The sequence below is a fragment of the Paraburkholderia phytofirmans OLGA172 genome (genome assembly GCF_001634365.1).
GTDB lineage: Bacteria > Pseudomonadota > Gammaproteobacteria > Burkholderiales > Burkholderiaceae > Paraburkholderia.
In genome coordinates, this window is record NZ_CP014579.1 from 1,256,377 (window position 1) to 1,277,168 (window position 20,792).

Below are 20,792 nucleotides of genomic sequence, written 5' to 3' on the forward strand. Positions count from 1 at the left end.
CGGAGGCGCGCAGTGCAATCGTTCCCTTGCTTCAGGGGACGCATCGCCGCACGCCTGACTACGGACGGGATAACAGCCGCTGCTCGAATCCGGTGACCGGAATCGACGGTTTAAAACACGCGCGCACCGGCGTATCGGCGCACCGGCGCAAATTACGACAAGTGATGTGCGGCGACGCGAGAGCAATTTGGCACGAACGTTCGCTTTGCGTCAATAAGGTTTTCCATTAGATTGTTCTGCATTGCAGATTATTAGGGAAGTCACTTAGGACACGCTCGCTCGCTTGATCCGGCGCACCGCCCACGCGGCACGCCGGTGCCTCGCGTTGCGCTCCGTTTAGAACATATGCCGGATGCCGACGTTCACGCCGGCCGTGGTGCCGGTTGCTTCGTTCAGTGCGTTGTTGACGGACAGGCCGGTGTGCATTGCACCGTGGTTGGTCACGAAGCCGGCTTGCCCATATACCAAGGTGGCCTTCGACAGCGAATACTCAAGCCCGGTGGACGCGAGTATCGAATTGTTCGACGAGTGATTCTCGTCGCGCGTGACCCACACGCCCGCGTCGACGTTCAGCGCCGGTGTGATGCGATAGCTGGCGCCGCCTGAATAGACGCGATCGTTGAACGAACCTGCCACCTTGTACTGCACGTATGAAGCTTTCACGGTCAGGTCGTTGAACACGTAGCTGGCGCCGATTGCACGGCCGTCGAATTCGACCACGCTCGGAATCGCGATCGATGCAGCGCTGCCACCGGCGTTGCCGCTATAGAGCGCGGCGTCGACGGCCAGCGAGCCGAGGTGGTAACGCAGGCTCGCCGAATACTGGCGGCCCGCCTGAAAATTCCCAGCTGCGCCGCCTAATGCCATCATCGCATTGGCTTGCAAGCCGGCGATTTCCGGCGACATGTACGAAATGCCGTTCGGGTTGAACATGCCGGTTACATAGACATTATTGAGGTAGGTGACGAGGCCGCTGCCGAAGTACGACATCTCGCGCGGATCGACGTCGTACACCGCGACGAAGAAGGGGGAGAACTGCAAGCCGGCCTTGACCGTGCCGTAGCGGCTGTCCACGCCGACCCACGCCTGCCGGCCGAATTCGCCGCCGTTCGAATTGCCGAATGCGCCGTTCGCAATGTTGACACCGCTTTCGAGATCGAAGATCGCGCGCATGCCGCCGCCGAGATCTTCGGCGCCACGCATACCGAAACGCGAACCCGCGAGCCCGCCGTCGGTGAACGAGTATTGGTAGCCTGCGCTCTGGCCGGTCTTCCGGTTAAGTGTTTTGTTGGTGTAAAGCAGGGATCCGTCGACGACACCGTACAACGTGACGCTGCTTTGCGCATGGGCGCTCGGGGCGGCGCTGAGTGCGCAAGCACCTGCTAATCCAAGAATGGCTCCAACTCGACTGCGATGACTTGCCGGCATGCTTCGTGTCTCCTTGTTTATTGGAATCGATTGAATTGGCGAAGTAATGCGGGTGCTGCAAGGTTCTGGCGATCTGTTGCGTGATGCGCTTTCAATGGGTGACAAGCGGCCTTCAAAATCTGTTAAGGGATACGAAATAATGGGTCTGCTGGTGAGCGCCTTGGGTCCGGTTGCCTGCTGGGTTGTCTCCTGATCGCTGGGGCGGCTCGGCGCAGCTATGAACTCATCGATCTCGTGCTTACGCACAGGACGTAGGCGCAATTTGGCACGACCGTTCGTTCTGTGTCAACGGGGGAAACCGCTCGTTTGGACTGCAATTCAGGCCAAAATAGGGAAAACACCTGGCGTCGCGGGCGTGCTTGATTTGCGCCGTAAGGCTATGTAATACAAGGGAGTTGGCGAAATAATCCGGTTTCGATTGTCAGCCGGCCGGCTGATGGTGTGCTGCATGACAGAACTCGCCAGGGGCTGACTCAACGCGCGTATTCGATGATTGAATAGGCGCAAGTTCTTGCCTGCGAAATGCATCGTCGAAGATTGCGAAAAGCTTGTCGCGGGTGCGCCGTAACCCGAGCTGTCGCCATAGCCCGACATCTTGTGCGAAGGCTGCCGATCCTGTGCCTGATGAGGGCACGCATAATCAGGTCTTAAGAGAAAATCGTGCAGAACCGAATGGGGATGAAAACCGTTGGCGCTCTCGCTAAAGAAGTGTTTTAGGGGCTTTATGATTTCCGCGCCCGAATCGATTACGCTTTTTTATTAGTGACCCTGTGCTTAGCACGCTTGCGCTCGCGTCCGTTGGGGTCTTTACTTCGCTATTCAACGGACGCAATGCGGGATTCGCCGCCACGCCGCTTGTCTCAATCCCCTTCCCAGCCATGGCGCTCGTGCCATTCGCGCTCGTGCTCCTCATGCTCATGGTGGCGCCACTGCCGTTCACGCCATTCCTGGCGCTCATGCCATTCACGGGCGCGCCAGACGTCGTCGTAGCCGTAGCCATATCCCACGACTGGCGGGGGCGCGTAGACGACCGGCGGAGGCGCAATGTAGGCCGGCTGGGCCGGCACGAAAACCGGCCCGGGAATGCCAATGCCGATGCCCACGTCGACGTGGGCGGAAGCGAGTGTGGAAGCCATTAGTATCGCGCCGCCGAGAATCGCTGATAGTAGGTTCTTGCGCATGTTTTTCGTTTCGCCTGATGGTTGCAGGCGATGACAGTGAAGATGGTGCGCAGTTTAGGCAGTGCCACGGTATGCAGGTGCAAGAGGGATGCGAGATTGGTAACACGGAGTAACGGCGCGCAGCCTTAAGGTTGCCCTAATGATTCCCGTGCGCCATAAGCCGGCTAGACCTCCGGTTTCCCTCCGCCGCGTGCGACCAGTGACGGTGCTTTCGGCACGAACCGGCCATTGATCGTCGGGTCGACCTTGCGGGCGCCAAATGGCGCCCGCTGAGCAACGGTGCGCCTGCTGCACCGCTACAAGTTCGCCTGCCACTTCACCCGCACAGCCGTTTTTTTTGCTGAATCACGCCCACTTGCTCTGGCGCGACACGCCCGGCTAGTCACCCCAACACGCCGCAAACCCTTATCCAACAGGGCTTTGCCCACTGCCAGCCGGCGCCTGTGCGGCGCCGGTGTCGCATTTCCACATGTGGTTGTCGCAAATAGTCGGCTAGGCGTACTTTTTTCTGGCAACTATGTATGCACGGCGCGGACGGACGTCCGCCACTCCAGCAACTATCTTGCATGGGACCGGAGTAAGTGCTTTGCATGGGACCGGAGTAACGAGCTTTGCATGGGACCGGAGTAGCGAGCTTTGCATCGACAGCTCAAGCGCGAACTCCGATCGACAGCTAAAGCGCGAACTCTGGCCGGCAGCTAAAGCGCTTACTCCGGTCGACATAGGAGAGCATTCAATGAATTCCCCCAAGGTCGTGGTCGAAGGGTTGTGCAAGGTGTTCGGCACCAACCCGAAACAGGCGATCGGCATGCTGGCAGGCGGCGCGACGAAAGAGGAAGTGTTCGCGCGCACCGGTCAGATAGTCGGCGTCCACAACGTATCGTTCGAAGTCAAGGAAGGCGAAATCTTCGTGCTGATGGGCCTGTCCGGTTCCGGCAAGTCGACGTTGATTCGCCTGATCAATCGTCTCGTCGAGCCGACCGCCGGAAAAGTGCTGATCGACGGCCGCGACGTGGCCAGCGTGCCGCGCTCGGAATTGACGGCGCTGCGCCGCAAGGACATGAGCATGGTGTTTCAGTCCTTCGCGCTGATGCCGCAGCGCACGGTGCTGTCCAACGCGGCGTTCGGGCTGGAAGTGGCGGGCGTCGGCAAGAAGGAGCGCGAGAAGCGCGCCATGACCGTGCTCGAACAGGTCGGCCTCGCGCCGTTCGCGGAAAAGTTGCCGGCCCAGCTGTCCGGCGGCATGCAGCAACGCGTGGGCCTTGCGCGGGCGCTGGCAGTCAACCCGTCGCTGATGATCATGGACGAGGCGTTCTCCGCACTCGACCCGCTCAAGCGCAAGGAAATGCAGAACGTGCTGCTCGATCTGCAACGCGAGCAGCAGCGCACCATCCTGTTCGTCTCGCACGATCTGGAAGAGGCGATGCGCATCGGCACCAGGATCGCGATCATGGAAGGCGGCAAGGTGGTGCAGATCGGCACGCCGCAGCAAATCATCACCAATCCCGCCGACGATTATGTGCGCGCGTTCTTCGAAGGCATCGACACCAGCCGCTATCTGACCGCCGGCGACCTGATGCAGACGGACGCGGTGCCGCTCATGCAGCATTCGCCGCCGATCGACGCCTCGAGCGTGGCCGCGACGCTCAACGGCAGCGCCGAATACGCGTTCGTGCTCGACGCCGAGCGCAAGATCCGCGGCTTTGTGTGCCGCGATGCGATGGGCAGTGCGTCGCCGAAGCTCAATCACATCGAGTGCATCCGCCGTACTACGCCTCTGGACGACGTCGTCGAACGCGTGGTGGCGAGCCGCGCGCCGCTGCCGGTCGTCGAAGCGGACGGCTCCTACTGCGGTTCGGTCAACAAGACGAACGTGCTGAACGTTCTCACGCGCCATCGAGGTTCCCATGTCTGAAATCATTCCACTTGGCGCCTGGGTCGATCACGGCGTTCACTACCTGCTTGACCACGACGCCCAAACCTTCGATTCCATCGGCAAGGTCATCGAGAGTTTTGCCGCGCTGATCGAACACGGCCTGCAAGCGGTGCCGATGTGGGCGCTGATGGCGTTTTTCGTCGGCATCGGCTTGTGGCGGGTGGGTTGGCGTTTCGCGCTGTTCACGTTGCTGGCGATGCTGCTGATCTACGGCACCGGCTTCTGGGACCAGATGGTGATTACACTTGGCCTCACGCTCTCGTCGACCCTGATCAGCCTGCTGCTCGGCGTGCCGCTCGGCATCTGGACCGCGAAGAGCCGCACCGTAGAAATGATGGTGCGCCCCGTGCTCGACCTGATGCAGACCATGCCCGCGTTCGTCTACCTGATTCCGGCCGCGATGCTGTTCGGTCTCGGCCGCGTGCCGGGGATTCTCTCCACGGTGATCTTCGCAATGCCGCCTGCTGTGCGCCTCACGTCGCTCGGCATCAAGCACGTGAATCGTGAAATCGTCGAAGCAGGGCAGGCGTTCGGCTGCACGCCCTTGCAATTGCTCTACAAGGTGCAGTTTCCGAATGCGCTGCCGTCGATCATGACCGGCGTGAACCAGACCATCATGATGGCGCTCTCGATGGTGATCATCGCCTCGATGGTGGGCGCGGGCGGCCTCGGCAACGACGTGCTGGCGAGTATTCAGCGGCTCGATATCGGCCTCGGCTTCGAAAGCGGCCTCTCGGTGGTGATGCTCGCGATCATTCTCGACCGCATCACGGAAAGCTTCGGGCGCTCGCCGGGCACGGCGCGGGCGCCGCTGCTGTCGGGCTTGCGCAGCGTCATGAAGGTGCGCCGCGCGCCGACGGCCCAGCACAGTTGAGCCGCCTATGAAGCGCGACGCGATCGCCCCTGTCGAGCCCCAAGCCGATTCGCCGCTGTCCGGGCTCGCGCACTTCGGCTTTCTGACACTGCCGAACTTTTCGATGATCGCTTTTACGAGCGCGGTCGAGGTGTTGCGCATGGCCAACTACGTGGGCCGCGCGCAGCACTACACGTGGTCGGTGATTACACCGGACGGCGAGCCGGCGCGAGCGAGCAACGGCATCACCGTGAAGCCGACCACGACACTGGCCGGTGCGGGCATGCCGGATGTGTTGATCGTCTGCGCGGGCTGGCATGTGCGCGACTACGTGGACGATACGGTCATCGCATTGCTGCAAGACGTGGCGTCGAAAGGGATTCCGCTTGGCGGCATTTGTACGGGACCGTACGCGCTGCTGGCTGCGAACCTGCTCGATGGTTATCGCTGTACCGTGCATTGGGAAGACATGTCGCCACTGCACAAAAGCTACCCGCACGTGCGTTTCGCCGATGAACTGTTCGTGATCGACCGCGACCGGATGACCTGCACCGGCGGCACTGCGCCGCTCGATCTGATGTTGAAACTGGTCGGCATGCGCCTCGGCCATGCGGTCGCGGCGCAAGTGTCCGAGCAGTTCATTGTTGAGCGGATTCGTGGTTCGACCGATTATCAGCCTATTCCCGTCGACGCGCGGGTTGGTTTTTCGCGGGCGGAATTGATCGAAGTCGTGCGGTTGATGGAGGCGAATATCGAAGAGCCGTTGTCGCTCGATGAGCTCGCGCGGCTCGTGCATCTCTCGCAACGTCATTTGCAGCGCATGTTCAAGATGTTTCTGAGCGTATCGCCGACGCACTATTATCTGACCCTGCGTTTGCGTCGTGCGCGTGAACTGTTGCGCAATACGGATGCGTCGATCGCGCGAGTGACGGCCGTTTGTGGCTTTCATTCGCCGTGTCATTTCAGTAAGGCCTATCGCGCGCAGTTTGGTCACGCGCCGAGCGTCGAGCGGCGCCTGTCGGCGTGAACGAGTTGGCATCCATGAGTTGGTATGAATGAAGTCGGTATGAATGAAGTCGGTGTACAAAATCGCGCCTGGAAAATCCGCTTAATAGAACCATTCAAGCATCAATCACCCTGAGGGAACGCCATGAAACGTCTGTGGGCTGCGTCGTTGTGCGCGCTGTCGGTGTCGTCTGTCTTTGCCACGGAACCTGCCACCTGCCGGGACGTCCGGTTCGCCGACGTCGGCTGGACCGATATCGCGGCGACTACCGGTCTCGCCTCGACGGTGCTCGAAGGGCTCGGCTACAAGCCGACCAAAACCATCGCCTCGGTGCCGATCACCTTCGCGGGTGTGAAGAGCAAGCAGATCGACGTGTTCCTCGGCTACTGGTCGCCGACCATGGATCCGATGATCGATCCGTTCAGGAAGGCCGGCCAGCTCACCGTGCTGGCCACGCCGAACCTGACCGGGGCGAAATACACGCTCGCCGTGCCGGACTACGCGTACCAGGCGGGCATCAAAACCTTCACCGACATCGCGAAGAACTACGACAAGCTCGACGGCAAGATCTATGGCATCGAACCGGGTAACGACGGCAACGCGCTGATCAAGAAGATGATCGACAGCAACCAGTACGGCCTTGGCAAGTTCAAGCTGGTGGAGTCGAGCGAGGCGGGCATGCTGGTCGAGGTGAATCGCGCGATTCGCGACAAGAAGCCGATTGTGTTTCTCGGCTGGGAACCGCATCCGATGAACGTGCAGATGAAGATCGACTATCTGTCCGGTGGCGACGACGTGTTCGGCCCGAACTACGGCGAAGCCAAAGTGCTGACGGTCACGCCGAACGATTACTCGACGCGTTGCCCGAACGTCGCGAAGCTGGTGTCGAATCTGCACTTCACGACCGATATCGAGAACCACGTGATGCTGCCGATCATGAACAAGACCGATCCGAACAAGGCGGCGAAGGATTGGCTGAAGGCGAATCCGGGTGTGCTCGACAAGTGGCTGGCGGGCGTGAAGACCTTTGATGGGAAGGATGGCTTGCCGGCGGTGAAGGCTTATGTCGCGGGGCAGTGAATCAAATCGCCTGAGCCCGCCCCGGAAAGGTCTCGTCATAGCCTGAGCCGTTATCGACTTCCGCCGCCGTACCGCGTTGCTCGCGGTACATCATCGGCGGCAAGCCGAACTGCTTGCGGAATTCGCGGCCCAGATGCGAGGCATCGGAGAAGCCGCAGCTCGACGCGATATCCGCCACCGTCTTATCTGAACTCGTCAGCAACCAAGCCGCAGTGCGCAAACGCACTTGCTTCGCGTAGGCCTGCGGCGCCTTACCTGTTTGCGCCTTAAACAGCCTTTCGAGTTGACGCGGCGACAGATCGAGCTTGCGCGCCAGTTCATCGAGCGGCAACGAGCGCCCCACATGCTGTTCCATCAGCAGAATCGCGCGTTTCACCTTCGGATGCGCGGCAGGCGCCAATCCCGGCGGATGCGGCTGCGGCGCATTACCCTTCTGCATATCGTCGACCAGCAGAATCCGCAGCGCCTTTTGCACCGTGGCCGTTTCGAAATGACGCAACAGAATCGCCGCCGCCACGTCGATCGAGGCCCGCCCACCCGAACACGTAATGCGCCGACGGTCGATCACGAACAGCCGGTCCGCCACCAGCGCCTCCTCATTGACCGCCGGAAAGCGCTCGATGAAATCCCAGTAGTGAAACCAGCTCACGCAGATGCGGTGGCCTTCCAGCACGCCCGCGCGCATCAGTGAAAACACGCCCGTGCACATGCCGACCAGCGTTGCATCGGTAGCGGCGGCGCGGCGGATGAAGGCCAGCGTCGCGTCGCTTGCGGCCGGCCCGGAATGCAGCAGGCCGCCCACCACGACCACGTAATCGAACGGTTCTGCGTTCTCGAATGTTTCCCACGGCGTGATCTGGATCCCGCAACTCGCGCGCACCGGAGCGAGGGTTTCCCCTATCACGCTCCACGAACAGCGCACGGGCTTGCTGAAGTCGCCTTCATCTGCGGACAGGCGCAACAGGTCGACGAAACCCGAGAACGCCGTCAGCGTGAAGTTCGGCAGCAGGATGATGCCGAAGCGGATGCGCTGCTTCGAGGGGCCGTCGATTGATTGAAGGGGGAGCGGTTCAGCGGAATTCATGCATGCAGCCAGCAAGGGAGAGGATTAAATCAAGCATAGCATCGGAGACAGGGACCATTTCGTCGGAGCCACGCATTGTGGCTGCGCTTGGAGCGAGGCCCGCTTGACGCCACTATCCCACTGTCATGCCGTTTTTATTCTATCGCTCCAATTTGACGTGCGGTGCAATAGGGGCTAGTTGAAACCAAACCCAGCCACCCAGGCATCGCAACGTATAAGGCACGCCATGAACGTCAGCGTCTTCGATCTGTTCAAGATCGGCATCGGTCCCTCCAGCTCGCACACCGTCGGGCCGATGATCGCTGCGTGCCGCTTCGCCTCGCATATCGAAGACGCCAATCTGCTGAGCTTCGTGCGCCGCGTCAAGGTCGAACTGTTCGGCTCGCTCGGCGCGACCGGCAAGGGACACGGCACGGACAAGGCGGTGCTGCTCGGCCTCGAAGGCAATCTGCCCGATCTGATCGACCCCGACATGATCGAACCGCGCCTGCAGGCGATTCGCGAAACAAAGCAACTGGTGCTGCTCGGCAAGCACCCGGTCAAATTCGACGAGCGCGAACACCTCGGCTTCTTCCGCAAGCTGATGCCGGGCGCACCGGGCTCGAGCATCGTGCATCCGAACGGCATGCGTTTTCAGGCTTTCGACGAAAACGGCCAACTGCTGGTGGAGAAAGAGTATTACTCGATCGGCGGCGGCTTTGTGATCAATCGCGAAGGCGACCGCGTCAATGGGCTGCGCGCCGGTGCGGAAGTGCCGTTTCCATTTCGCACCGGCGACGATCTGATGCGTGTGTGCCGCGAAACCGGTTTGTCGATCGCGGAGGTGACGCTGCGTAACGAATGCGCGTCGTGTACCGAACAGGAAGTGCGCGAAGGGTTGCTGACGATCTGGCGCGTCATGTCCGCCTGCGTCGAACGTGGCTGCAAGGTGCGTGGCGAGCTGCCCGGCCCGATGCACGTGAAGCGCCGCGCCGCTGACCTGTGCGCGCAATTGCGGTCGCGTTCGGAAGAGTCGCTGCGCGATCCGCTGTCGATGCTCGACTGGGTCAATCTCTACGCGATGGCCGTGAATGAAGAAAATGCCGCGGGCGGCCGCGTCGTCACGGCGCCGACCAACGGCGCGGCCGGCGTGATTCCCGCCGTGCTGCATTACTACGTGAAGTTCATGCATGCATCGAACGACGAGGGCATCGTCACCTTTCTTCTGACGGCTGCGGCGATCGGCATCATCTACAAGGAAACCGCCTCGATCTCGGGCGCCGAAGTGGGCTGCCAGGGCGAGGTGGGCGTGGCCTGCTCGATGGCTGCGGCGGCGCTCGCCGCCGTGATGGGCGGCACGCCCACGCAAGTGGAAAACGCCGCCGAAATCGGCATGGAACACAACCTCGGCATGACCTGCGACCCGGTTGGCGGCCTCGTGCAGATTCCCTGCATCGAACGTAACGCGATGGGCGCGATCAAGGCGCTGAACGCCGCGCGCATGGCGATGAAGGGCGATGGCCAGCACTACGTGTCGCTCGACAACGTGATCAAGACCATGCGCGAAACCGGCGCGGACATGAAGACCAAATACAAGGAGACGTCGCGCGGCGGCCTTGCCGTGAACGTCATCGAGTGTTGAACGAGTCAAGAAGCAAAGAGTAACAACGGGACCCAAAGGACCAACAATGAGCCGCTATTCCATATTCAGCCTGTTGCGCAACGGGATGTCGTATCACGAGAACTGGGAGCGTCAGTGGAAGAGCCCGGAGCCTAAGCGTGAATACGATGTTGTGATCGTCGGCGGCGGCGGGCATGGACTCGCCACTGCCTATTACCTCGCGAAAGAGCATGGCGTGCGCAATATTGCCGTGCTGGAGAAAGGCTGGATCGGCGGCGGCAATACCGCGCGCAATACGACGATCGTGCGCTCGAACTACCTGTGGGACGAATCGGCCGCGCTTTACGAAAAGGCGATGAAGCTGTGGGAAGGTCTGTCGCAAGACCTGAACTACAACGTGATGTTCAGCCAGCGCGGCGTGATGAACCTCGCGCACACGTTGCAGGATGTGCGTGACACCGAGCGTCGCGTGAATGCAAACCGCTTGAACGGCGTCGACGCCGAATTCCTGACGCCTGAGCAGATCAAGGAAATCGAGCCGACTATCAATTTGAACAGTCGCTATCCGGTGCTCGGTGCGTCGATTCAGCGCCGTGGCGGTGTTGCGAGGCATGACGCAGTTGCGTGGGGTTTTGCACGCGGCGCGGATCAACATGGTGTGGACATCGTCCAGAACTGCCAGGTCACCGGCATTCGCCGCGACGGCAGTCAGGTGGTTGGCGTGGATACCACAAAGGGCTTCATCAAGGCGAAGAAGGTCGCGGTGGTGGCAGCGGGTAACACGTCCACGCTAGCCGATATGGCCGGCATCCGCTTGCCTTTGGAGAGTCATCCTTTGCAGGCCTTGGTCTCTGAGCCGATCAAACCCGTCGTCAATACGGTGGTGATGTCGAATGCGGTGCATGCGTACATCAGCCAGTCCGACAAGGGCGATCTGGTGATCGGCGCAGGCGTCGATCAATACACGGGCTTTGGCCAGCGCGGCAGTTTCCAGATCATCGAAGGCACGCTCGAAGCGATCGTCGAAATGTTCCCGGTGTTCTCGCGCGTGCGGATGAACCGCCAGTGGGGCGGCATCGTCGACGTGTCGCCGGATGCGTGTCCGATTATCAGCAAGACCGACGTAAAGGGGCTTTATTTCAACTGCGGTTGGGGCACGGGTGGCTTCAAGGCGACGCCTGGTTCGGGCTGGGCCTACGCGCACACGATTGCGAGGGACGAGCCGCATCCGTTGAACGCGCCTTTCTCGCTGGACCGTTTCTATACCGGTCACCTGATCGACGAGCACGGCGCGGCCGCTGTTGCCCACTAACACTGACGGAGAACCAGATGTTGCTGATCGAATGCCCGTGGTGCGGGCCACGCGCCGAAACCGAATTTTCTTGCGGCGGCGAAGCTGACATTGCCCGTCCGCTCGATACCGACAAGCTCACTGACAAGGAATGGGGCGACTACCTGTTCATGCGCAAGAATCCGCGTGGCGTGCATCGCGAGCAATGGATGCACACGCAAGGATGCCGCCGCTGGTTCAAGGCGCAGCGCGACACGGTGAGCTACGAGATTCAGGGCTACGAGACGTTCGAACGTCCGCTGCTCACAATGAACAGCGATGAGGTTAAAGCGCAAGACAAGGCACACGAGGGCAAAGCATCATGAGCCAGAAAGACCGACTCCCCAGCGGCGGGCGCATCAACCGCGCAATCGTACTGAACTTCACGTTCAACGGGCGCAAGTATCAGGGCTATCAGGGCGACACGCTCGCGTCCGCGCTGCTCGCGAACGGTGAGCACTTCGTGGCGCGCAGCTGGAAGTACCACCGGCCACGCGGCATCGTAACGGCGGGTGTGGAAGAGCCGAACGCGATCGTGCAGCTCGAAACCGGCGCGTACACGGTGCCTAATGCGCGTGCGACTGAAGTGGAGTTGTATCAGGGACTCGTCGCGACCAGCGTGAACGCGAAGCCGAGCATCGAGAAAGACCGCATGGCGATCAACCAGAAGTTCGCGCGCTTCATTCCGGCAGGCTTCTACTACAAGACCTTCATGTGGCCGCGCAAGTTCTGGCCGAAGTATGAAGAAGTGATCCGCGATGCGGCCGGCCTCGGCAAGGCGCCCGAGCAAACCGATGCGGACCGCTACGACAAGTGCTTCGCGCATTGCGACGTGCTGGTGGTCGGCGGTGGCCCGACGGGTCTGGCGGCCGCGCATGCGGCGGCTTTGTCCGGCGCACGCGTGACGCTGATCGACGATCAGCCGGAACTCGGCGGTTCGCTGCTGTCGTGCCGCGCGGAGATCGACGGCAAACCGGCGCTGCAATGGGTTCAAAAGATCGAGGATGAGCTGCGGCAGATGCCCGACGTGAAGATCCTGTGCCGCAGCACCGCATTCGGATACCAGGACCATAACCTCATCACCGTCACGCAGCGGCTCACGGAACATCTGCCGGTGTCGCAGAGAAAGGGCACGCGCGAACTGATGTGGAAGATCCGCGCGAAACGCGTGATTCTCGCAACGGGCGCGCATGAGCGGCCGATCGTGTTCGGCAACAATGATCTGCCAGGCGTCATGCTGGCTTCGGCCGTCTCTACCTATCTGCATCGCTATGCAGTGCTGCCGGGCCGCAATGCCGTGGTGTTCACGAACAACGACGACGGCTACCAATGCGCTCTGGATCTAAAGGCCGCAGGCGCCCAGGTGACGGTCGTCGATCCGCGCGCCGGTGAATCGAAGGGCACGCTGCCCGCGCTCGCACGCCGCTACGGCGTCAACGTGATGAACGGCGTGGCCGTGACAGCGGCGCACGGCAAGCTGCGGGTTGCATCGGTCGAAGTGGCGTCGTATTCGAACGGACAGGTCGGTGCCAAACAAAACGCGCTGCCCTGCGATCTGCTCGCGATGTCCGGCGGCTGGAGTCCGGTGCTGCACCTGTTCGCCCAATCGGGCGGCAAGGCGCACTGGCATGACGGCAAGGCCTGCTTCGTGCCGGGCAAGGCGATGCAGCCGGAGACGAGCGTCGGCGCGTGTGCCGGCGACTTCACGCTGGGATCGGGGATTCGCTTCGCGGTCGACGCCGGTGTCGAGGCGGCGCGCGCGGCTGGCCATATCGTTGCGCGGCCGAACCCGGTACAAGTCGCCGAGATTACCGAAGCGAAGATGCAACCGCTGTGGCTCGTCGGCGGCCGCGAACTCGCGACGCGCGGGCCGAAGCAGTTTGTCGACTTTCAGAACGACGTATCGGCGGCCGATATTTTTCTGGCGGCGCGCGAAGGCTTCGAATCCGTCGAGCACGTGAAGCGCTATACGGCGATGGGTTTCGGCACCGATCAAGGCAAGCTCGGGAATATCAACGGCATGGCGATTCTCGCGCAGGCGCTCGGCAAGACGATTCCCGAAACGGGCACGACGACGTTTCGTCCGAACTACACGCCGGTTACGTTCGGTACGTTTGCAGGCCGCGAGCTGGGTGAGTTTCTCGATCCGGTACGCAAGACGGCGGTGCACGAATGGCACGTGGAAAACGGCGCGGCGTTCGAGGACGTCGGCAACTGGAAGCGTCCCTGGTACTACCCGAAAGCGGGCGAAGACATGCATGCCGCCGTGGCGCGCGAATCGCTGGCGGTGCGCACGAGCGTCGGTATTCTCGACGCCTCGACGCTCGGCAAGATAGATATTCAGGGCCCCGATTCCGCGAAGCTGCTGAACTGGGTCTACACGAATCCGTGGAGCAAGCTGGAAGTCGGCAAATGCCGCTACGGCCTGATGCTCGACGAAAACGGCATGATTTTCGACGACGGCGTGACGGTGCGTCTCGCCGACCAGCACTACATGATGACGACCACCACGGGCGGCGCCGCGCGTGTGCTCACGTGGCTCGAACGCTGGTTGCAAACCGAGTGGCCGGACATGCGCGTGCGGCTTGCTTCCGTGACGGATCACTGGGCAACCTTCGCCGTGGTCGGCCCGAACAGCCGCAAGGTCTTGCAGAAGGTCTGTCACGACATTGAATTTGCGAACACGGCATTTCCATTCATGAGCTATCGCGAAGGCACCGTGGCGGGCGCGGCGTCGCGCGTGATGCGGATCAGCTTCTCGGGCGAACTGGCTTATGAGGTCAACGTCCCCGCGAACGTCGGCCGCGCGGTGTGGGAAGCGCTGATGGCCGCTGGCGCGGAATTCGACATTACGCCGTATGGCACGGAGACCATGCACGTGCTGCGTGCGGAGAAGGGCTACATCATCGTCGGCCAGGATACGGACGGTTCGATGACGCCGTACGACCTCGGCATGGGCGGCCTCGTCGCGAAGTCGAAAGACTTTCTCGGCAAGCGATCATTGACGCGAACGGACACGGCGAAGGCCGGGCGTAAGCAGCTGGTCGGGCTGCTCCCGGACGATCCTTCGTTCGTGATTCCCGAGGGCTCGCAGATCGTTGCCGGCCCGTTCCAGGGCGATACCGCACCGATGCTCGGCCACGTCACGTCGAGCTATTACAGCCCGATCCTGAAGCGCTCGATTGCAATGGCGGTGGTGAAGGGCGGTCTCGACAAGATCGGCGAAACGGTCACGATTCCGCTCGCGAGCGGCAAGCAGATTGCAGCCAGGGTCACCAGTTCGGTGTTCTACGACAGCGAAGGAGCACGTCAACATGTGGAATGAAACAAGAGGGACGGTGTCGGTGATGGATCGCGCGGTCGGCAAGCAAACCGGTGTGTGGCAGGAGTCGCCGCTGGTGGGTGCGGATGCGCTGCTGAAGAAGCATCAGGCGACGGCGTCGGCGGCGTTCCGCTTGAGCGAGCGGCCGTTTCTGGAGTTGGTCAACGTGCGTGGTGACACGCGCGACGCAGCGTTCATGCAAGCGGTGGAGGGCGTGGTCGGCTGCCGGCCGCCCGAGAAGGCGAACACGATTGCGCGCGGCAATGGCTACGACATGCTGTGGCTCGGACCCGATGAGTGGCTAGTGCGCTCGGCAATGGCGCACGACGCGACCCGTGCCGCGCCGTTGCTGGCAAAGTTCGGCGCGGCATTTGCGGGCGTGTTCGCGTCGGCGGTGGATATCGGCAGCGGCTATACGGTGCTCGAGATCAGCGGCACGCGCACGCGTGACGTGCTGGCGCGCGGTTGCCCACTCGATCTGCACCCGAAACTGTTCGGTGAAGGGCAGTGCGCACAGAGTCATTATTTCAAGGCATCGATGACGTTGGTGCCCACGGGTGCGGACAGTTTCGATATCGTCGTACGCCGTAGTTTTGCGGACTACTTCGTCAAGATCATGCTCGATGCGGCAGCGCCGCTGATGTCGTGAAGCACGGCGAGTGGTGTCTTGCCGAGGCATCGCTCGCGGCTCTTCCGGCCGCTGACTGACATGACGTCGACACGTCTAGCCACCGCGCGTCTCACCGAGCGCGCGTGCCAACAGGGCGATGCCCATGCCGCGCTCGCGCTGCTGGATCAGAGCATCGTGTTGCGGCACCGGCGCATCGCGTTGATCCGCTATCTCCTCGCGCAGCAGTTGGGCGCGCCGCTGCAGTCGCGGCATCACGAATACGTCGAGAAGATCGCCGCCAGGTTGAGTGCGGATGCGCTTGCGCGGATCGCCGGCGCTGCGCGTGCACGGCTGCGACCTTAAGGGTCGATTTCGTGCATGCATGGCCTCGGCCACGAAGCGCTGTTTCGCCATTTACACGGCTTCGACGCGAAAATGCGGCTCTCGCGCGAGCGCTGCCGCAAGACTCGAGCGACTGCCGTTCTCCGGATATCACCGGATCCTCTTCATCATCATCGCGATCGCATTCTTTTTCGACTCGGTCAATCTCGGCACGATGACCTTCGTGCTCGGCTCGATCAAGACCGAGTTCCATTTGTCGACCGCGGCGGCGGCTCTCAATGATCCGAGCTGTCAAAACGGCACTTTTGCACGCGCCAGATACATGCGGCCAGGGTGGACGTAAACCGCCCGGAGGCGGTTTCATGTTTGAGCTCTCGGGCGCCTATGCGGCGTGCGCCAGTTCTGGGAACGCCTGGATCTTGCGATGCGGTCGCTGCTGCGCCTGCCATAGGTCATAACGCGCCTGCATGATGGTCCACATCTCCGCTGAGGTGCCCAGCGCAGCGCCGAGCAGCACAGCCATGTCTGCTGAAATTCCGGCATGACCGTTGAGAATCCTTGAGAGCGCCGCTCGCGTGACGCCAAGCCTCTCAGCAACAATCGTGACGCTGAGATCGCCCAGGTACTCGCGCAACACCAGTCCAGGGTGCGCCGGGTTATGCATTGATGTCATCGTGGAATCCTTAGTGATAGTCCTGATAATCGACAAGAACAGCATCCGTCCCCTCAAAGAAGAACGTGAGACGCCAGTTCCCGGTTATCCAGATAGACCAATGGCCTTCGATATCCTGCCCCTTCGGGTTCTTCCCGGAAAGCTGATGCAGCCGCCATGGCACTGCGTTCATATCCGCCGGTCCTGTCGCAGCGTGGAGCGCTGTCAGGCGAATCCGAAGCTTCTCAGCGTGGGCGGCCGTGATCCCTTTTTTGGAGCCCGTCAGGAAGAACTGCTCCAGCCCTTTGTGTCTGAAGGTCTTGATCATTTGTATAGTGTATAGTTACGCTATACGAAATGCAAGTGGCCTGAACGGATGCCAGATCCTAACCGTTGGCGCTAAACTCGTGGACTTGCCGCGCGTTGCCTTTGCCACTCAACTTCAGGCGCGTGCGGGCCTTATGCCCCGGAGGACGCCCCCAAGGGGATAACGTGTTCTTGCCCTTTGGACGTTGGCCGCAAATGCGTCACGCTCGCTCCATTCGCCACGAAGTAAGGCGTCTCCACCGGCGCCAGCGCCTCCCGTCCGCGAATCCGATCGGCGATCTTCTCCGCCAGCATGATTGTCGGCGCGTTCAGATTGCCGGTTGTGATCTGCGGCATGATCGACGCATCGACGACGCGCAGTGCATCGAGCCCATGCACGCGACCCTCGCTATCCACCACCGCCATATCGTCATAACCCATCTTGCACGAGCAGGACGGATGAAACGCGGTCTCCGCACGGTTGCGCACGAAGGTGTCGAGCTGTTCATCGGTGCTCAACTCCGCACCCGGATTCAGCTCCCGGCCGCGATAACGATCGAGTGCCGGTTGCCGCATGATCTCGCGCGTAATGCGGATCCCGTCGCGGAACTCACGCCAGTCGAGCGGATCGGCCATGTAATTGAACAGGATGCTCGGATGCGCTGCAGGATCGCGTGACGTGAGCTTCACACGGCCGCGGCTTGGCGAACGCATCGAACCGACATGCGCCTGAAAGCCGTGCATTTTGATCGCGTTCGAACCGTTGTAGTTGATCGCGACGGGCAGGAAGTGATACTGGATGTTCGGCCACAGATCATCGTCGCGGGTACGGATGAAGCCGCCCGCTTCGAACTGATTGCTCGCGCCAATACCGGTGCCGTTAAGCATCCATTCAAGCCCGATAGCAGGCTGATTCCACCATTGCAACGCGGGGTACAGCGAAACCGGCTCCTTGCATTCGTACTGGATATACATCTCCAGATGGTCCTGCAGGTTTTCGCCGACGCCGGGCAGATCGTGCACGAGCGGCACGTCGAGTTCGCGCAGCCACGTCGAGCGGCCCACGCCTGAGCGTTGCAGCAATTGCGGCGAGGCAATCGCGCCGCTGCACACCAGCACTTCGCGTCGTGCATGCGCAGTTACGGCATTGCCATGCTGCAGATACGCGACGCCAACCGCACGCTTGCTCGAGAACAGTACGCGATCGGTCATGGCATGCGTCACGATGGTCAGATTCGGACGCGTCTTCGCGCGATCCAGGTAACCGCGCGCGGTGCTGGCGCGCCTGCCGTTCGGCGTGACCGTGCGATCCATGGGACCGAAGCCTTCCTGCTGATAGCCGTTCAGATCGTCGGTGCGAGGGAAACCCGCCTGCACGCCGGCCTCGACCATCGCGGCGAACAAGGGATTGTTGCCGGGCTTGCTCGTCGTTACATGGACCGGGCCGTCGCCGCCGTGATACGCGTTCGCGCCGACATCGCGTGTTTCGGCTTTGCGGAAGTACGGCAGGCAATCCAGATAGGTCCAGTTCTCCAGCCCGGGGCGTCCTGCCCAGCCGTCATAATCGAGCGCATTGCCGCGGATGTAGCACATGCCGTTGATCAGCGACGAGCCGCCGAGCCCCTTGCCGCGTCCGCACTCCATGCGACGGTTGTTCATATGCGGCTCGGGATCGGTTTCGTACGCCCAGTTGTAGCGCCGCCCCTGCAACGGATAGGCAAGGGCCGCTGGCATCTGCGTGCGAAAATCGAAACGGTAGTCGGGGCCGCCTGCTTCGAGCAGCAGCACGGTCACGTCCACGTCTTCGGTCAGGCGCGAGGCGAGCACGTTGCCCGCCGAACCCGCGCCGACGATGATGTAGTCGTATTCGTTCGAAGCCATCGCTCCCCCTCCTTAGAATACCGGTTGATAAGGGCCGAGTTCCACCTGCACGGACTTGATGCGCGTGTAGTGTTCGAGTGTGGTGATGCCGTTCTCACGGCCGACGCCCGATTGCCTGTAGCCGCCCACCGGCATTTCCGCGGGCGACTCGCCCCAGGTGTTGATCCAGCAGATACCCGCTTCGAGACGATGAATCACGCGATGCGCACGCGCCAGGTTCTCGGTCACGACGCCCGCAGAAAGACCGTAAGCGGTGTTATTTGCACGCGAGATCGCTTCGTCTTCGTCGTCGAAAACGAGGATGCTCATCACTGGGCCGAAGATTTCTTCGCGCACGATACGCATGTCGTCATGGCAGCCGGTGAAAACCGTCGGCTCGATGTACTGGCCGTTGCGGAAGTGGCCTTCCGTCAGCCGCTTGCCGCCGGCAATGAGCCGCGCGCCTTCCTGTACGCCGCTTTCGATGTAGCCCAGCACTTTCTGCAATTGCGCGGCGCTGACCAGCGGGCCGAAGTTGGTGTCGGCGTCAGTGGGCGCGCCGACACGAATCCGCTTTACACGCTCCAGTACCAGCGATTCGAACCGTTCCAGCACGCTACGCTGCACGAAAACCCGTGTGCCGTTTGTACAAACCTGACCGGAGCTGAAGAAATTGGCGCTCATCGCGATGTCGACGGCGCGTTCGAGGTTGGCGTCGTCGAAGACGAGCAGGGGGGATTTGCCGCCCAGCTCCATCGTCACTTCTTTCAACGACGAGGCGCCTGCCAGCGACATGACCTTCTTGCCTGTTTCAACGCCGCCGGTGAACGAAATTTTTTCGATGCCGGGATGCGCCGCGAGCATCGCACCCACGCGTCCGTCGCCTTGTACGACGTTGAACACGCCGGCCGGTACACCGGCTTCGGTATAAATCTCAGCGAGTTTCAAAGCGGACAGTGGCGTGATTTCGCTCGGCTTGAAGATCATCGCATTGCCGGCCGCCAACGCGGGCGCCGATTTCCAGCACGCGATCTGGATCGGGTAATTCCACGCGCCGATACCTGCGCATACGCCCAGCGGTTCACGCCGCGTATAAACAAACGACGACGGCCGCAATGGGATCTGCTGACCTTCGATGGCGGTCGCCAATCCTGCGTAATACTCGATCACGTCTGCGCCCGTGACGATATCGACAGCGCGGGTCTCAGCGATCGCCTTGCCGGTGTCGCGTGTTTCGAGCGCGGCGAGTTCGTCATTGCGCTCGCGCAGGATCTCGACCGCGCGGCGCAGGATGCGCGAACGTTGCATGGCCGTGAGCGCCGCCCATTCGCGTTGGCCGTCGCGCGCGGATTGCACCGCGCGATCGACGTCGGCCGCCGAAGCTTGTTGCACGGTCGCGAGCGTTTCGCCGGTGGCGGGGTCGAGCGTGTCGAAAGTCTCGCCACTGGCCGCGTCGACGTGGGCGCCGCCTATATAGAGGCGTTGCGTTGCGAATACCGCCATGACTTGCTCCTTTTCTGAAAATGCCGCTCTGGGTGCGTTCTAGTTGCGTGCTTCCAGCAGCAGATCGATGTAGTCGTTTGCTACGCGCAGCGCAGCCTTCGTATCGAAGGGCTCGCCGGATAACGCGCCGCGCAGCCATAGCCCGTCGATCAGCGCCGCCAGGCCGCTTGCCGCACGGCGTGCCGCAGGACGCGGCAGCGCTTTAGAAAAATCCGCGCACAGATTCGAGTTCAAGCGCCGCGTGTTCACGTATTGAAGCCGCCGCAATTGCGGCTTGTGCATGCTTTCGGACCAGAAGGCGAGCCACGTTTTCATGACCGGGCTGCTGGTCTGCTCGGCGTCGAAATTCGCCGCGACGACCGCGCGCAGTTTCGAGCGCGGATCCGCCTTCGCCGCGCGGCGCCTGCGCGACGTGGCTTGCCACAGATCGCGCAGCACGTGGCGCATGGTGGCTTCGAGCAAACCGTCCTTGTCGCCGAAATAATGGCTGACGATGCCGGTGGAAATGCTCGCGCGCTGCGCGACCGAAGCCAGCGTCGCACCGGCGAGGCCGGTTTGGTCGATAGTCAGCAAGGTTGCGTCGATCAACTGGGCGCGGCGGATTTCGCGCATTCCAAGTTTGGGCATGATGCTAGAGGGGGCAGGCGCAGGCACGCCGCCCAAGTATTCGATGGGCCATATTAGTTTTTTTATATTGAA

18 protein-coding genes and 1 pseudogene are annotated in these 20,792 nt (G+C 61.6%); 11 read left to right on the top strand and 8 right to left on the bottom strand.

Annotated elements, in window-relative coordinates:
* Positions 1 to 336: 336 nt before the first annotated feature.
* A complete protein-coding gene (locus AYM40_RS25720; RefSeq protein WP_082855301.1) occupies positions 337 to 1,428 on the bottom strand; it encodes a porin in 1,092 nt (363 codons plus the stop codon).
* An 860-nt stretch (positions 1,429 to 2,288) separates the two neighbouring features.
* Entirely contained in the window at positions 2,289 to 2,609 is a 321-nt protein-coding gene (locus AYM40_RS25725; protein ID WP_063498993.1) for a hypothetical protein, read from the bottom strand.
* 736 nt (positions 2,610 to 3,345) lie between these two features.
* On the opposite strand from AYM40_RS25725, the gene AYM40_RS25730 reads away from it, so the two are divergent.
* The 4 genes from AYM40_RS25730 (at position 3,346) to AYM40_RS25745 (ending at position 7,484) form a co-directional block, all read left to right on the top strand.
* Positions 3,346 to 4,524 (top strand): quaternary amine ABC transporter ATP-binding protein, encoded by a 1,179-nt coding sequence (locus AYM40_RS25730; protein WP_063498994.1) that lies wholly within the window; start codon positions 3,346 to 3,348, stop codon positions 4,522 to 4,524.
* Positions 4,517 to 5,419, top strand: a complete 903-nt coding sequence (choW, locus tag AYM40_RS25735) for a choline ABC transporter permease subunit (protein WP_063498995.1) — start codon at positions 4,517 to 4,519, stop codon at positions 5,417 to 5,419. Before AYM40_RS25730 ends, choW begins: the two co-directional genes overlap by 8 nt.
* 7 nt (positions 5,420 to 5,426) lie before the next feature.
* Positions 5,427 to 6,425 (top strand): GlxA family transcriptional regulator, encoded by a 999-nt coding sequence (locus tag AYM40_RS25740; RefSeq protein WP_063498996.1) that lies wholly within the window; start codon positions 5,427 to 5,429, stop codon positions 6,423 to 6,425.
* A gap of 123 nt (positions 6,426 to 6,548) precedes the next feature.
* A complete protein-coding gene (locus AYM40_RS25745; RefSeq protein WP_063498997.1) occupies positions 6,549 to 7,484 on the top strand; it encodes a choline ABC transporter substrate-binding protein in 936 nt (311 codons plus the stop codon).
* Between the two features lies 1 nt (position 7,485).
* Here the strand turns inward: AYM40_RS25745 and AYM40_RS25750 are convergent, their stop codons facing one another.
* A complete protein-coding gene (locus tag AYM40_RS25750; RefSeq protein ID WP_063498998.1) occupies positions 7,486 to 8,568 on the bottom strand; it encodes a GlxA family transcriptional regulator in 1,083 nt (360 codons plus the stop codon).
* Between the two features lie 226 nt (positions 8,569 to 8,794).
* Here AYM40_RS25750 and AYM40_RS25755 point away from each other — a divergent pair, with 226 nt between their 5' ends.
* The 7 genes and pseudogenes from AYM40_RS25755 to AYM40_RS25785 all read left to right on the top strand — a co-directional run.
* Positions 8,795 to 10,189 (top strand): L-serine ammonia-lyase, encoded by a 1,395-nt coding sequence (locus AYM40_RS25755; protein ID WP_063498999.1) that lies wholly within the window; start codon positions 8,795 to 8,797, stop codon positions 10,187 to 10,189.
* Between the two features lie 46 nt (positions 10,190 to 10,235).
* Positions 10,236 to 11,480, top strand: a complete 1,245-nt coding sequence (locus tag AYM40_RS25760; protein ID WP_063499000.1) for a sarcosine oxidase subunit beta family protein — start codon at positions 10,236 to 10,238, stop codon at positions 11,478 to 11,480.
* A gap of 17 nt (positions 11,481 to 11,497) precedes the next feature.
* On the top strand, positions 11,498 to 11,824 hold the full coding sequence (locus tag AYM40_RS25765) for a sarcosine oxidase subunit delta (RefSeq protein ID WP_063499001.1): 327 nt from the start codon (positions 11,498 to 11,500) through the stop codon (positions 11,822 to 11,824).
* Positions 11,821 to 14,823, top strand: coding sequence for a sarcosine oxidase subunit alpha family protein (locus AYM40_RS25770; RefSeq protein ID WP_063499002.1), 3,003 nt, complete (start codon positions 11,821 to 11,823; stop codon positions 14,821 to 14,823). The genes AYM40_RS25765 and AYM40_RS25770 overlap by 4 nt, the downstream gene beginning before the upstream one ends.
* Positions 14,813 to 15,469 carry a sarcosine oxidase subunit gamma gene (locus AYM40_RS25775; RefSeq protein WP_063499003.1) on the top strand — a complete coding sequence of 219 codons (657 nt, stop codon included), beginning with the start codon at positions 14,813 to 14,815 and terminating at the stop codon, positions 15,467 to 15,469. Before AYM40_RS25770 ends, AYM40_RS25775 begins: the two co-directional genes overlap by 11 nt.
* 60 nt (positions 15,470 to 15,529) lie before the next feature.
* Positions 15,530 to 15,793, top strand: a complete 264-nt coding sequence (locus AYM40_RS25780; RefSeq protein ID WP_063499004.1) for a hypothetical protein — start codon at positions 15,530 to 15,532, stop codon at positions 15,791 to 15,793.
* 19 nt (positions 15,794 to 15,812) lie between these two features.
* Positions 15,813 to 16,049, top strand: a pseudogene (locus tag AYM40_RS25785) (hypothetical protein); the annotation flags it as partial.
* Between the two features lie 105 nt (positions 16,050 to 16,154).
* Here the strand turns inward: AYM40_RS25785 and AYM40_RS25790 are convergent.
* The 5 genes from AYM40_RS25790 to betI all read right to left on the bottom strand — a co-directional run bounded on the left by AYM40_RS25790 (position 16,155) and on the right by betI (position 20,720).
* Entirely contained in the window at positions 16,155 to 16,445 is a 291-nt protein-coding gene (locus AYM40_RS25790) for a HigA family addiction module antitoxin (protein WP_063499006.1), read from the bottom strand.
* A 10-nt stretch (positions 16,446 to 16,455) separates the two neighbouring features.
* Complete coding sequence (locus AYM40_RS25795) at positions 16,456 to 16,752, bottom strand: type II toxin-antitoxin system RelE/ParE family toxin (RefSeq protein ID WP_063499007.1); 297 nt, start codon at positions 16,750 to 16,752, stop codon at positions 16,456 to 16,458.
* Between the two features lie 131 nt (positions 16,753 to 16,883).
* Positions 16,884 to 18,611 (bottom strand): choline dehydrogenase, encoded by a 1,728-nt coding sequence (gene betA, locus AYM40_RS25800; RefSeq protein ID WP_063499008.1) that lies wholly within the window; start codon positions 18,609 to 18,611, stop codon positions 16,884 to 16,886.
* Between the two features lie 12 nt (positions 18,612 to 18,623).
* Positions 18,624 to 20,093: a betaine-aldehyde dehydrogenase gene (gene betB / locus AYM40_RS25805; protein WP_063499009.1), complete on the bottom strand. Its 1,470-nt coding sequence runs from the start codon at positions 20,091 to 20,093 to the stop codon at positions 18,624 to 18,626.
* A gap of 39 nt (positions 20,094 to 20,132) precedes the next feature.
* Positions 20,133 to 20,720: a transcriptional regulator BetI gene (betI, locus tag AYM40_RS25810; RefSeq protein ID WP_063499010.1), complete on the bottom strand. Its 588-nt coding sequence runs from the start codon at positions 20,718 to 20,720 to the stop codon at positions 20,133 to 20,135.
* Between the last annotated feature and the right edge of the window lie 72 nt (positions 20,721 to 20,792).